The organism is Modestobacter altitudinis (genome assembly GCF_005930475.1).
Taxonomy (GTDB): Bacteria; Actinomycetota; Actinomycetes; order Mycobacteriales; family Geodermatophilaceae; genus Modestobacter; species Modestobacter altitudinis.
The window spans coordinates 118,396-131,710 of the sequence record NZ_SJEW01000004.1 but is presented as its reverse complement, the minus strand read 5'-3'; the positions used below and the strand labels follow the sequence as shown (position 1 = coordinate 131,710).

Sequence of the window (13,315 nt, the reverse complement as noted above, 5' to 3'; positions counted from 1 at the left end):
GCACGGCTCCTGGCCGCGGTGTCGTCCGTCAGGACGACGATGTCACGGCGGCGCGAGCGAGGAGGCGGCCGAGGACGTCGCCGAGCCGGTAGCCGGCCGCCTCGACCGCCATCGGGAACATCGACGTCTCGGTCAGCCCGGGCGAGACGTTCACCTCGAGGAAGTGCACCTCGCCGTCCGGGGTGACGAGGGCGTCGGTGCGGGACAGCCCGGCCAGGCCGAGCACCTCGTGCACCCGCAGCGCGACCTCGGCCGCGCGAGCTGCCACGGCCTCGGAGACCCGCGCCGGGGAGTGGTACTCCGTCATCCCGGGCGTGTAGCGCGAGGTGTAGTCGAAGACACCGGACTCGGGGGCGATCTCGACCGCCGGCAGGGCCTCGGGCCCCTCCCCCAGGTCGATCACGGACAGCGCCAGCTCGACGCCGTCGACGAAGCGCTCGACCATGACCGTGTCGCCGTAGGCGAAGCAGCTGACCATCGCCGCCGGCAGGTCCTCGACACGGCTGACCTTCTGCACGCCGAGGGCGGAGCCGCCCGAGGCCGGCTTGACCATCAGCGGCAGCCCCAGCCGGGCCACGATGAGGTCCAGCACCGCGCCGGCGCCCAGCTCACGGAAGGTGCTGTGCGGGAGCGCGACCCAGTCCGGCGTCGAGACACCGGCCGACCCCACGACCGACTTGGCCGCCGGCTTGTCCCAGGCCAGTCGGCAGGCCGCGGCGGGTGAGCCGACGTAGGGCACGCCGGCCAGGTCGAGCACCGCGCGCAGCGCGCCGTCCTCGCCCGTGGCGCCGTGCAGGGCGATGAAGACCGCGTCCACCGGCGCCCCCGAGAGCCCGGGGAGCAGTTCGGCGTCCGCGTCGTGCAGCTCGGCCTCGACCCCGGCGCGGCCGAGGGCCTCGACCACCTGGCCGCCGGAGTTGATGCTGACCTCCCGCTCGAAGGTCAGCCCGCCGGCGAGCACGAGCGCGCGCAGCGGCTCCTTCCGGGGTGCCTCCACCGGTGCGGCGGCCGGCTCGCTCATCGGTGCGGCTCCTCGTGCTGGTCGGCGTTGGCCGGTCCGATGACCGGCGGTGGCGGGCTGCAGACCGCGCGGAAGGTACCGGTGTCCACCGCGTCGAAGGTGGAGTGCAGGTCCAGCTCGGCCTCGATGACCCGGGCCAGCCGGCGCACGCCCTCCCGGATCCGGTCCGGCTCGGGGTAGCAGTAGGACAGCCGCATGTACTCCTGGCCCTGGCCGTCGGCGTAGAAGCCGATGCCCGGCACGTACGCGACGTGCGCGGCGACCGCCCGGGGCTGCATGAGCTTGGCGTCCAGCCCGTGCGGCAGCTTCAGCCACACGTAGAAGCCGCCGTCCGGCCGGGTCCAGGTGGTGCCGGGGGGCATGAGGGCGGTCAGCGACTCCAGGGTCGCGTCCCGGCGCTCCCGGTAGAGCTCGGTGAAGACCTTGATCTGCTCGCGCCACGGCTGGGTGTCCAGGTACCGGGCGACGGCGTACTGGGTCAGCGACGGCGGGCAGAGCACCTGCGCCTCGGTGGCCAGCACGAGCTTCTCCCGGACGGCGAGCGGGGCCAGCACCCAGCCGACCCGCAGCCCCGGGGAGAAGGTCTTGGAGAACGAGCCCAGGTAGATGACCCGCTCCTCGTTGCGGGCCCGCAACGCGCGCATCGGCTCGTGGTCGAAGCCCAGCAGGCCGTAGGGGTTGTCCTCGATGACCAGCAGGTCGTACTGCTCGGCGATCGCGATGACCCGTTCGCGGCGGGGCTCGGAGAGGGTGATGCCGGCCGGGTTGTGGAAGTTGGGCACGGTGTAGAGGAACTTGACCCGCTCGCCACGGGCCCGGCACTCCAGCAGCGCCTGCTCCAGCGCCTCGGGGATGAGCCCGTCATCGTCCATGGCGACGTGCCGGACCTGGGCCTGCGCGGCCTGGAAGACCCCCAGCGCACCCACGTAGGACGGCGCCTCGGCCAGGATGACGTCACCGGGGTCGACGAACACCCGGGTGACCAGGTCCAGCCCCTGCTGGGACCCGACGGTGACGACGACCTCGCTGGGCCGCGCGTCGGTGATGCCCTCCAGGGCCATCACGTCGCAGATCCGCTCGCGCAGCCGCGGGTCGCCCTGGCCGGAGCCGTACTGCAGGGTCTGCGCGCCCATACCGGAGACCAGCTCGCCGATCATCGAGCCGACCGCGTCCAGCGGCAGGGCGGTGACCGCCGGCATGCCGCCGGCGAGGGAGACGACCTCGGGCCGGCTGACCACGGAGAACAGCGCCCGGATCTCCGAGCTCTTCATCCCGTGAGTGCGTGCTGCGTACCGGTCTGCCAGGGGGTCCAGCCGCGGGTGCCGCGGGGAGACGTGCGGGGACGCACCGCTGGAGTACGCCCCGGCCTGACCGGTTCCGACCGCAGGGTCGGGCACAGGAGGGGTCACCCGTCGGAGTCTAGGCGGCGAGGCCGGACCGGTCCGTCCCCGGCGCGCCGTCAGGCGGTCGGTGAGCTCAGCCGCGGCGGCAGCAGGAACGTGCCGGTCGCCGGGTCGGCGTCGGCGGGGAGGAACAGCCGCTGGACGGCGGCGACCACGGCCTGGGCCACCGTGCTGCGGGTCCGGGCGTCGAGCAGCAGCAGCCGGTCGACCGGGTGGGACAGGTAGCCGCAGTCGATCCGGACGGCGGGCATCCTGGTCATCCGCAGGATGTCCCAGGTCTTCGGGTGCGAGCCGCAGTCGAGCATCCCGGTGCGGGCGATGACCTCGCGCCGGACCAGGTTGGCGAACTCCTCACCCACCGTCGAGCTGGCCCCGGACCCGGTGCCGTAGTAGTAGCTGGCCACGCCGCGGGCGTGCGCCGAGCCGTGCGCCTCCATGTGCAGGGAGAGGAACAGGTCGGCGCGGGTCTCGTTGGCGAACGCGGTGCGGTCACCGACGACGGGGTCACCGGTGCGACCGCGGGTCAGGTACACGGTGGCGCCCGCGGCGGCCAGCCGGCCCTCGATCCGGGAGGCCAGGTCGAAGACCAGGTCGGCCTCGGTGGTCTCCCCCGCGGTGTAGCCGGTGTCCTCGCCACCGTGACCGGGGTCGATGACGATGACCCGGCCGATGAGGTGCGAGCCGGACTCGACCATCGAGGCGCTCTGCCGCAGCAGCTGCGGGCGGCCACCGGTGACCCGGCGGCCGAGCTGCTTGAGCGCGCGCAGGGTGGCCGGCCCGCAGGTGCCGTCGGCGGTCAGGCCGTAGTCGCGCTGGAACGTGCGCAGCCCGGACTCGGTCTCTGCGCCCAAGATGCCGTCGGCCCGGCCGGCGTCGTAGCCGAGCTCGAGCAGCAGCTCCTGCAGCCGGCGGACGTCGTCACCTCGGGCGGGGTGCTCGGGGTCGTAGCGCAGCAGCCGGTCACCGAGGGACCAGCGGGCCTCGTTCAGCGCCCGGTACGTCTCGTCGCCCACCCGGCCGTCGACGGACAGCCCGCGGACCTGCTGGAAGTGCCGGACGGCGAGCTCGGTCGCCTGGTCGTACTCGGCCGCCCGGGTGGGGTCGCCGTCGAGCAGCTCGAGGGACCGGAGGACTGCCTGCACCTCGGCCACGAAGGGACCGGTGCTGCCGGGTCGCAGGACGTCCATGCGGCGGTCGTCGCTCCTGTCCTCTGGGGTCGGGCCGGTGGGGGTGGTGCGCACCGTCGATTGTGGCATCCCGACCGGGACCGACGAGGCCCGCCGGTCCAGCTGGACGGGCGGGCCTCAGTGGTCAGACGGTGCCGGCACGGAGCCGGCGGTCGATCACAGGTAGTCGGACAGGTCCGACAGGATGGCGCCCTTGGGCTTCGCGCCGATGATGCTCTTGACCGGCTTGCCGCCCTGGAAGACGGTCATCGTCGGGATCGACATCACCTGGTAGTCACGGGCGATCTGCGGGTTCTCGTCGATGTTCAGCTTGGCGATGGTCAGCTTGTCGGCGTGCTCGGCCGCGATCTCCTCGAGCACCGGGGCGACCATCTTGCACGGCCCGCACCACTCGGCCCAGAAGTCGACGAGGACGGGCTTGTCGCTGCCCAGGACGTCAGTGGCGAAGCTGGCGTCGGTGACGGTCACGGTGTTCTTGCCTGCCATGGTCATGCTCCTTCGGTAGGGATGGAACGGCGCGGCCGCAGGGGCCCGCCGCGAGCCTGCGAGTGGTGGGGGCGGTCGGGTCCTTCGTCTAGCGCTCGTCGAAGGTCTCGGCGAGCCAGCGCTCGGCGTCCATCGCGGCGGCGGCACCGGTGCCGGCCGAGGTGATCGCCTGCCGGTAGATGTGGTCGACCACGTCGCCACAGGCGAAGACGCCGTCGATGGTGGTCCGGGTCGTCGGGTGGTCCACGACGACGTAGCCCTCGTCGTCCAGCTTCAGCTGACCGACGAACAGCTCGGTGCGCGGGTCGTGGCCGATGGCGACGAAGAGGCCGGACACCGGCAGCTGCTCGGTCGCACCGGTGGCGACGTCGGTCAGCTCGACCGCCTCGACGGTGGTGTCGCCGTGCACGTCGGTGACCTGCTTGCCCAGCGCCCAGCGGATCTTCGCGTTGTCCTGGGCGCGCTTTTGCATGATCTTCGAGGCGCGCAGCTCGGGACGGCGGTGCACCAGGGTGACCGACTTGGCGAACCGGGTCAGGAAGGTCGCCTCCTCCATCGCGGAGTCGCCGCCGCCGACCACGACGATGTCCTGGTCGCGGAAGAAGAAGCCGTCACAGGTGGCACAGGCCGACACGCCGCGGCCGAGCAGCCGCTGCTCGTTGTCCAGGCCCAGGTACCGGTACTTCGAGCCGGTGGCCACGATGACCGCGTGGGCCAGGTGGACCTCGTCGCCGACCTTGACGACCTTGGGGTCAGCCGTGAGATCGACCTCGGAGACGTCCCGCGCCACGAGCTCGGCGCCGAAGCGCTCGGCCTGGGTGCGCATGTCGTCCATCAGCTGCGGACCCTGGACGCCCTCGGGGAAGCCGGGGAAGTTCTCGACCTCGGTGGTGGTCATCAACGCGCCACCGAACTGGGAGCCCTCGAACACCAGCGGGTGCAGGTTCGCCCGGGCGGCGTACGTCGCCGCGGTGTACCCCGCCGGACCGGACCCGATGATGATCAGGTCACGGACCCCGTCGTGCTCGGCCGGCGGGATGGCCGGCGCGGCGCTGGTCGGGACCGTCAGGCCGGGGGAGGTGTCGTTGCTCGTCACGGGCGGCACAACGGACAGGGCAGGTGCGGCATTCCCCGCCCCCGTCAGCCCGCGGCGGTGACGGCGACCTCGGCCAGGTCGGCCTGGAAGCCGTCCGGGACGGCGGTGAGCCCGGTCACCCACACCAGCACGTAGCGGGCCGTCACGGGGGCGCTGAAGGCGACGGCGTCGGTGCCGGCCAGCGTGGCCGCGCCCGCGACCGGGAAGGCCTCCAGGGCGCCGTCGGGACTGCTGCCGGTGCGCACCTCGACGGTGGAGCCGGGCAGCGTGGTGGTGATCGTGACGCCGGACAGGGCCTGCTCGCTGCCCAGGTCGTAGACGATGCCCACGCCGGGCTTGAGGTTGCCGAAGGCCGCCCTGCGGTAGGTCACGGTCGACCACGCGGTGCCGGGGTCGCCGTCGACGCTGAGCTGCACGTCGTCGTCGTTCTCCGGGTCGCCGTCGCCGAAGGGGTTGTAGATGGCCGCGGCGCTGACCGGGACGGCGGCGCCGGCCACCGGGGCGGCCGGGGTGCTCGGCTCGGGGGCGGCGGTCGTGCCGGCGCCGACGGAGGTGCTCGGCGTGGAGCCCCCCTGGTCGACGCTGCCGGCGACGGACAGCACGTTGTTGCCGAACCACAGCGCGAAGGCGATCACCAGGGCGAGCGCGAGCAGCGGCAGCCCGACGACGGCCAGCCGGCGGCGGGCGCTGGTCGAGGTCCGACGCTCGTCGGCGGGTGCGCCGTCGTCGGTGTCGAAGGTCTCGCCCCAGTCGAGGTCGTCCTCGTCGGCGGCAGGTGCGGCGGGCCGCGGCGGGAGCGGCCGGCCGGGCGCCGCACCGGGTACCGGGGGCAGGGCGCCGCGCTCCAGGCGCACCGGGCCGTCCTCGGGGACGTCCTCCCGGCGCTCGCGGAGCCGGCGCATCCAGCCGCTGTCGGTGTACCCGTCGGGCCGGACGGCCTCCTGCGGGCCGGTGCCGGGCCGCGGGGGCGCGGCGAGCAGCGCGACCATGGTGCTGGCGCTGGACAGCCCGGTGGCCGGGTCGTCGGAGCGGGCCCGGCGGACCAGGGCGGCCAGGTCGGGCGAGGCGATGCCGGCGCCGCCCTGGGGCCGGTCGCCGGTGAGGCAGAGCTCCAGCAGCGCGCCCAGGGCGGCGATGTCGCCCTTCTCGGTGCCGCTGGCGGCGGGCACCGACAGCAGCCCGACCAGCCCGCCGGGCCGGAGCACCACGTGCTCGGGGGTCAGCCCGCCGATCGCCAGGCCGACGCGGTGCGCCTCGGCGACGCCCTCGGCGAGCCGGCGCACCAGCGACCGGGCCTCGCGCTCGGGCAGCGGGCCGTCGGTGGCCAGCCGGTCGGAGAGCCGGTCGCCCTCGATCCACTCGTTGACCACGTAGGCGGCGCCGCCGGGCTCGGTGCCCCCGGTGCCCTCGGCGGCGTCGTAGACCATCGCCAGCGCCGGGGTGGCCAGCCCACCCGCGGTCAGCGCGCGGGTGATCCACTCCCGGGCGGCCGGGCCGCCGGGGGTGTGCACCCGCAGCGCCACGTCCCGGTTGAGGACCCGGTCACGGGCCCGCCAGGAGCGGATGACCCCGGTGGCGGTCTCCTCGTCAGGGGCGACCTGGTCGAGCGGGCGGTAGCGGTCGGGCAGGCCCGTTGTCGTCGACGTCACGGACGCTGCCGACCCCCTGCTCGCTCGCTGCCGGGGACGGCGCCCCCGGGTCGTGCGCCGGACACCCGCGTCACCGTGAGCGCCCGAGCCGCGCCCGGACGCCGGCCACCGCGTCCCGCAGTTCCGGGACGCCGACCAGCACGGCACCCGCGACCACCGCGCTGCCGATGACCACGGTACCGAGGACCACGGCCCCCAGCGACCCCGGCACCGACTCGCCCAGCGACCGGCCGGCCAGCGACACGGCAGCCCAGCCCAGCACTCCGGCGACCAGCGAGACCAGCGCCATCCGGGCCACCACCTGACCGGCCTCGCGGGTGGCGCGCACCCCCAGCTTGCGCTGCAGGACGACGCTGCCGATCACCCAGCCGGCCACGTAGGTGGCGCTCGTCGCGATCATGAGCCCGGCCACGACGTGCTCGGGCCCGACCAGCACCGGCACGAGCAGGAGCAGCGGGACCCGCACGGCGACCATGGCCACCTGGACGAGGGTGGGCGTGCGGGCGTCCTTCATGGCGTAGAAGACCCGCAGCTGCAGCAGGGTGACCGCCATCGGGAGCAGGCCGAAGGCCCCCACGGCGAGGGCGACACCGACGCCCCGGGCGTCCTGCACGTCGGCGTTCCCCCGGCCGAAGGCCACGATGCCCACGGCAGGGCCGAGGACCACCAGGAGCGCGGTGACCGGCAGCAGGCCGGTGGCGGACAGCCGGGTGCCCAGCGAGAGGTCGGCGACCACGCCGTCCATGTCGCCGCGGGCCGCGGCCCGGCTCATCCGCGGCAGCAGCGCGGTGAGCAGCGCGACGCCGATGATCCCGTAGGGCATCTGGAACAGCAGGCTGGCGTTGCTGAAGGCCAGCGGTCCCAGGCCACCGGCGTCGGCGGCGGCGTTGGCCACGACGCTGGCGACCACCACCCCGACCTGGCTGACCAGCACGTAGCCGATGACCCAGACGCCGAGCGTCCCGGCCTCGCCCAGGCCGGTGCCGCGCAGGCCCCAGCGCGGCCGCAGCGGCACCCCGTGCCGCCCCAGCAGGGGCAGCAGGACCAGCGCCTGCACCGCGATGCCGAGGGTGGTGCCCAGACCGAGCAGCCAGACCTGGCCGCCGGTGATGGTCAGCGGGGTCAGCTCCCCCGGGCCCGCGGCGAGCAGGAAGAGGACACCGGTGGCGATCACCACCACGTTGTTCAGCACCGGGGCCCAGGCCGGTGGCCCGAAGACCTGCCGCGCGTTCAGCACGGCGGTGGCCAGCGCCCCCACGCCGTAGAACACGATCTCCACCAGCAGGATCCGGGCCAGCCAGTTCGCCAGGTCGACCTGGCCGGGGTTCTCCGCGCTCTCCCGGATGCCCATCAGCCAGGTCAGCGCGGGCGCGGCGAGCACCGCGAGCACGGTGAGCACGGTGAGGCCGGCCAGCGCCAGGGTCATCAGCCGCTGCGTGTACCGGACACCTCCGTCGGCGTCCTTCTCCTGGGCGTTGACCAGCAGCGGGACGACGACCGAGGTGAGGACCCCGCCGAGCAGGAGCTCGTAGACGATGTTGGGCAGTGTGTTGGCGACCGTGTACGCGTTGCCGATCGCGGCGAACCCGAGGGCGGCGGTCAGCACGACGGTGCGCAGGAAGCCGGTGAGGCGTGAGACCAGGCTGGCCACCGCCATCGTGCCGGCCGCCCGCAGGATGCCGCCGCTGGCGCCGGGGGCGCCCTCGCGGAGCTCGACCTGCTCCTCGTCCTCGTCCGGGACGTGCCGGACCGGCGGGAAGGCGGGGATGAGCTGGGTGTCGTCGGGTCCCGGCACGAACCGGCGCACCCGGGTCGGCGGCGGGACCGGCGGCAGCCCGGTGCGTCGCCGGGGTGCCTCGGCGGCCGCCGGGACCTGCCGCGGGGCGGGTGGCGGCACGGGCGGCAGCGGTCGCGGCCGGGCCGGCGGTGGCACCGGGGGGCGCCCGGCCGGCGCCTCGGACGCCGGTGCGGGGACCGGGCTGATGTTCTTGTACGGCGGCGGGGGCAGCGGGGCCGCCGGCCGCGGCCGCTCCCCCGCCGGCACGTCGGTCCTCGGCTCGCTCACACCGGGCTCCGGGTGGGCGGCACCGCGGTGTCGAGCGGGGACTCGTCCTCGGGCTCGCCGCGGCGGCGCTGCAGCACGAAGCGGACCGCGCGGCGCAGGAACAGCAGCGCCAGCAGCGCCGCTGCGCCGAAGGTGATGCCGAGGGTGATCCAGCCGTAGGCCGTGCTCTTCACCTGCATCGTCACGGCCTCGCCCAGCGGGCCGCCGCCGGGCGTCGTCAGCCGCGCGCTGACCGCGAACCCGCCGGACTGCCGCACGTGCGCGGGGACCTGCAGCGGCGTGCGGGAGGAGGGCTGCAGCGTGGTGACCCCGATGTCGTCGGTGGTCAACCCCACGTTGCCGCGGGTGCGCAGCTCCAGCCGCACCTCGACGGCGAAGGGCAGGTCGTTCTGCACGGTGAGCACCAGCGGGGCGTCGCTGGAGGCCAGGCTGTAGGTGCCGTCCACCGGCGACAGCAGGGTCACCTGGGCGCGCAGGTCGGCGACGGTGTCCCGCAGGTCCGCCGCCGCGGCGGCGAACCCGTCGTCGTCCCCGCGCCACTGCGCGGAGCCGGCCCGGGCGATCGCGGCGTCGTAGCCGGCCAGCACGGTGTCCGGGTCGCCGACGACGGCGGCGGCGAAGTCGTCGCGGACCCGGGAGGTCTCGGCGATCTCGGTCATCCCCTCGGCCGGGAGGACCGCCGTCCCGGCCACCAGGTCGCCGGTGCCGACCTCCGGGCCGGTGCTCAGCGCGTCCACCGGGACGGCCGCCAGCCACGGCTGGGTGACGGTGTCGGCCATCATCGCCGTGACGACGGCCGGGTCCGGGTCGACCGTGCGGGGCGGGGCGACCAGCACGGTCTGCGGCGTGCCGGCCTCCCGCCCGGCCAGCTGACGGGACAGCGCGCCGAGCTCGGCCAGGTAGCGCTGCTCGGGGAGCCGGCCCTCGCCGGAGTCGGGGGTGGCCTGGGCGACGATCCCGGTCAGCCGGCTGTCGGCGACCAGCGTCGTCACGTCGCCGGAGGCGGCGTGCTGGCTGCTGCGGGCAGCGGCGGGCGCACCGCCGGCGCCGACGGCCCGGCCGGCGTCGGACAGCCCCTGGTCGGACAGGACGACGGTGTCCACCCCACCGGCCTGCAGCGTGTCCAGGGTGGTGCCCGACAGCGCGCCCCCGGGCGCCCAGGCCAGGTCGGTCCGCGGCGGAACGCCCAGGACCTCGCGGACGATCGCCGCTCCCGCGCCGGTCCCCGTCTCGTCGTCGCCGGCGGCGGGGGCCTCCGTGCTGCCCGCGGTCGGGTCGGCCGGGGTCAGCGCGCCGCCGTCGTCGGCGGGCTGCTGTGCGGTGCCCTCGGCGGTGCCGGGCAGGCTGCGGGTGACGACCGCGGACTGACCGGTCGCCACCAGCGCGTCGGCGTCGACATCGGCGTAGGGCAGCGCGACGACCGGGTGCTCGTCGGCGACGGCGCGCAGCCGGTCGAGCAGGTCGGCGGCGTCCGCGGTCCCGGCGCCGTCGTCGTCCCCGACGGTGTACGGGCCGGCCGCCATCAGCGACAGCTCCTCGAGCAGGGCGGGGTCCACGGCCAGGGTCACCGGGACCGCCGGGTCGGTCCCGGCCGGGTCGGCGCCGGGGACGGTGGGCAGCTCCTCGACCACCCGGACGGCGCGGTCCAGCCGGCCGCCGTCGGCCACCTCGCCGGCCAGGTCGTCGTCGGCGAACGCGCCGGTCGCGTCGCGGTGCGGGCGGTCGGTGATCGGCCACAGCCAGGCGACCGAGGTGCGGGCGGTGGGCAGCGGCTGGGCGACGACGACGTGGGTGGAGAGCTGGCCGGCCCGCTCGGGGTCGCCGTCCTCGCGGGTGCCGTTGAGGTTGACCAGCAGCGGGTAGACGCCGTCGGCGGTGAGCTGCAGGACGTCGGCGGTGGTCGTGTAGCTGAACGGCAGCGAGTCGCCCGGCTCGAGGTCGTCGGGGAGCTCGAGGAAGGGCGCCGTCACGGTGGTCGCCTCGCTGGGGTCGGCCAGCTCGTCGACCAGCGCGTCGCGGGTGGTCAGCACGTCGCCGCGCTGGACCCGGACCGACAGGTCGGACCAGGTGTCGGTGCCGTCGTTGACCAGGGTGCCGCTGACCTCGATCGGGGAACCGGGGACGACGGTGCGCGGCTCGAGCCGGTCCACCCGGATCTGCACGGGGCGCCCGTCGGGTGCGCTGGCCGGCGCCGGGGCGGCAGCGGCGGGCGCCGCCGGCAGCCCGGCCAGCAGCGCAGCGCCGGCGACCAGCAGCCCGGGGACCCGGCGCCCTCGACCGGGGAGCCGGTGGGGCGTCGGCGGCGCGGAGGGGGTCGAGGGGCGGCCGTCGGCGCGGCCGGCGGCCCGCCGTCTCACGCGCTGTCGGCCAGCAGGCCCGGCGCGCGCTCCACCAGGGCGCGCTCGTCGGCGTAGGCCAGCCGCCCGCCCAGCTCGGTCAGCGGCACCCAGGCGACCTCGGTGACCTCCACGTCGGCGTCGGAGAGCGCACCACCGACGGCCCGGAGCAGGAAGTGGTGGACCGTCTTGTGCACCCGGCGGCCGTCGGCGACGAACCAGAAGTCGATGATCCCGAGCGGGGCGACCACCTCGCCGAGGATCCCGGTCTCCTCGGCGACCTCACGGACGGCGGTGTCCTCGGGCGTCTCGCCCTCCTCGATGTGCCCCTTGGGCAGGGACCAGAGCAGGCGTCCGCGGCGGTCGGTGCGGCCGATCAGGGCCGCGCGGGGACCAGTGACGTCGTCGGCGACCACCAGACCTCCGGCCGAGGTCTCGTCGACCCGGCGCAGCCGGCGGCCGGGGCGCTGCCGCCCGCCCGTCCCAGCCATGTCAGGAGGGTAGCGCGCGCGAGGGCCCGCGCCCGGGTGGCCACTACCCTCGACCGTCGTGTCCGTAGAGCCGCCCCGCCGTCCCGAGCCCCTGCCCGTCCCGCCGGCGGTGCAGCAGACGGTGCGCGACCTGGTCGAGGTCTCCCCCGTGCTCGTCGAGCTCGGCCGGCGCTTCACCGCCGCCGGCCACCAGGTCCACCTGGTCGGCGGGTCGGTGCGGGACGCCCTGCTGGCCGCGGGGTCGGCCGGCGCGCCCGTGGCCCCCGGTGACCTCGACCTGACCACTGACGCCCGGCCGGAGCAGACCCTCCGGGTGCTCCGCGGGTTCGCCAGTTCCACGTGGAACACCGGGATCGCGTTCGGCACCGTCGGGGCCGAGGTGCGCGGCGAGCGGGTGGAGATCACCACCTTCCGGGCCGACCGGTACGACCGCGAGTCGCGCAACCCCGAGGTCGCCTGGGGCACCTCCCTGGTCGACGACCTTGCCCGCCGGGACTTCACCGTCAACGCGATGGCCGTCTCGCTCGGCCCCGACCGCACGGTCACCGACCCCTTCGGCGGCCTCGGCGACCTGCTCGCCCGGCGGCTGCGCACCCCCGGGACGGCGGTGGAGTCCTTCGCCGACGACCCGCTGCGGATGCTGCGCGCCGTCCGCTTCGTCGCCCAGCTCGGGCTCACCCCGGACGACGAGGTGGTGGCGGCGATGACGTCACTGGCGCCCGAGCTCGGCCGGATCACCGCCGAGCGGGTCCAGCACGAGTTCTCCCGCACGCTGCTGAACCCGGCGCCGCGGGCCGCGCTCGAGCTGTTCGTCGGCACCGGGCTGGCCGACGTCGTCCTGCCGGAGCTGTCCGCGCTGCGGATGGAGATCGACGAGCACCACCAGCACAAGGACGTCTACACGCACTCGCTGATCGTGCTGGACCAGGCGATCGCACTGGAGGTGGCCGGGGCTCGGGCGGGTGAGGACGGAGTGGCGTCGCCGGACCTGGTGCTGCGGCTGGCCGCGCTGCTGCACGACATCGGCAAGCCCGCCACCCGCCGGCACGAGGCCCGCGGCCGGGTGTCCTTCCACCACCACGAGGTGGTCGGCGCCAAGCTGGTGCGCAAGCGGCTGACCGCGCTGAAGTACCCCAAGGACGTCGTCGAGGCGGTCTCCCGGCTGACCTTCCTGCACCTGCGCTTCCACGGGTACGGCGACGGCCAGTGGACCGACTCCGCCGTCCGGCGCTACGTCACCGACGCCGGCGACCTCCTCCCCCGGCTGCACGTGCTGGTCCGCTCGGACTCCACCACCCGGAACCGGAAGCGGGCGGCGGCGCTGTCGGCGACCTACGACTCGCTGGTGGAGCGGATCGAGGAGCTGGCCGAGGCGGAGGACCTCGGCCGGATCCGGCCCGACCTCGACGGCAACCGGATCATGGAGCTGCTCGGCATCTCCCCCGGCCCCGAGGTCGGCCAGGCGTGGCGCTTCCTCAAGGAGCTGCGGCTCGAGCGCGGGCCCCTGGCGCCCGACGAGGCCGAGGCCGAGCTGCTCAGCTGGTGGCGCTCGCGGGCTTGAGTGGAGTCCCAGCGCTCGGA

At 75.2% G+C, this 13,315-nt stretch carries 10 protein-coding genes; 1 reads left to right on the top strand and 9 read right to left on the bottom strand.

Annotated features, from left to right (window positions below; all coding sequences use genetic code 11):
- Window positions 1-28: 28 nt before the first annotated feature.
- The 9 genes from FHL79_RS03095 to FHL79_RS03055 form a co-directional block, all read right to left on the bottom strand.
- Window positions 29-1,021: a D-alanine--D-alanine ligase family protein gene (locus tag FHL79_RS03095; RefSeq protein WP_138757155.1), complete on the bottom strand. Its 993-nt coding sequence runs from the start codon at window positions 1,019-1,021 to the stop codon at window positions 29-31.
- A complete protein-coding gene (locus FHL79_RS03090; protein ID WP_171057980.1) occupies window positions 1,018-2,430 on the bottom strand; it encodes an aminotransferase-like domain-containing protein in 1,413 nt (470 codons plus the stop codon). The genes FHL79_RS03095 and FHL79_RS03090 overlap by 4 nt, the downstream gene beginning before the upstream one ends.
- Window positions 2,431-2,480: 50 nt before the next feature.
- Window positions 2,481-3,611 (bottom strand): N-acetylmuramoyl-L-alanine amidase, encoded by a 1,131-nt coding sequence (locus tag FHL79_RS03085; RefSeq protein WP_138757154.1) that lies wholly within the window; start codon window positions 3,609-3,611, stop codon window positions 2,481-2,483.
- Between the two features lie 156 nt (window positions 3,612-3,767).
- Window positions 3,768-4,097 carry a thioredoxin gene (trxA, locus tag FHL79_RS03080; protein WP_138757153.1) on the bottom strand — a complete coding sequence of 110 codons (330 nt, stop codon included), beginning with the start codon at window positions 4,095-4,097 and terminating at the stop codon, window positions 3,768-3,770.
- 88 nt (window positions 4,098-4,185) lie between these two features.
- A complete protein-coding gene (gene trxB, locus FHL79_RS03075; protein ID WP_246080286.1) occupies window positions 4,186-5,193 on the bottom strand; it encodes a thioredoxin-disulfide reductase in 1,008 nt (335 codons plus the stop codon).
- Window positions 5,194-5,237: 44 nt separating this feature from the next.
- Window positions 5,238-6,842, bottom strand: coding sequence for a hypothetical protein (locus FHL79_RS03070; RefSeq protein ID WP_138757152.1), 1,605 nt, complete (start codon window positions 6,840-6,842; stop codon window positions 5,238-5,240).
- A gap of 70 nt (window positions 6,843-6,912) precedes the next feature.
- Window positions 6,913-8,907, bottom strand: coding sequence for a murein biosynthesis integral membrane protein MurJ (murJ, locus tag FHL79_RS03065; protein ID WP_138757151.1), 1,995 nt, complete (start codon window positions 8,905-8,907; stop codon window positions 6,913-6,915).
- Window positions 8,904-11,264: a DUF6049 family protein gene (locus FHL79_RS03060; RefSeq protein ID WP_138757150.1), complete on the bottom strand. Its 2,361-nt coding sequence runs from the start codon at window positions 11,262-11,264 to the stop codon at window positions 8,904-8,906. Before FHL79_RS03060 ends, murJ begins: the two co-directional genes overlap by 4 nt.
- Window positions 11,261-11,734, bottom strand: coding sequence for an NUDIX hydrolase (locus FHL79_RS03055; protein ID WP_138757149.1), 474 nt, complete (start codon window positions 11,732-11,734; stop codon window positions 11,261-11,263). The genes FHL79_RS03060 and FHL79_RS03055 overlap by 4 nt, the downstream gene beginning before the upstream one ends.
- Before the next feature lie 58 nt (window positions 11,735-11,792).
- Between FHL79_RS03055 and FHL79_RS03050 the strand changes: the two genes are divergently transcribed.
- Entirely contained in the window at window positions 11,793-13,295 is a 1,503-nt protein-coding gene (locus FHL79_RS03050) for a CCA tRNA nucleotidyltransferase (protein WP_246080284.1), read from the top strand.
- Window positions 13,296-13,315 lie beyond the last annotated feature (20 nt).

Bases quoted from the DNA above. Each gene is read 5' to 3' on its own strand.
- FHL79_RS03095 (WP_138757155.1), bottom strand. From the start codon at position 1,021: ATGAGCGAGCCGGCCGCCGCACCGGTGGAGGCACCCCGGAAGGAGCCG.
- FHL79_RS03085 (WP_138757154.1), bottom strand. From the start codon at position 3,611: ATGGACGTCCTGCGACCCGGCAGCACCGGTCCCTTCGTGGCCGAGGTG.
- trxA (WP_138757153.1), bottom strand. From the start codon at position 4,097: ATGGCAGGCAAGAACACCGTGACCGTCACCGACGCCAGCTTCGCCACT.
- FHL79_RS03055 (WP_138757149.1), bottom strand. From the start codon at position 11,734: ATGGCTGGGACGGGCGGGCGGCAGCGCCCCGGCCGCCGGCTGCGCCGG.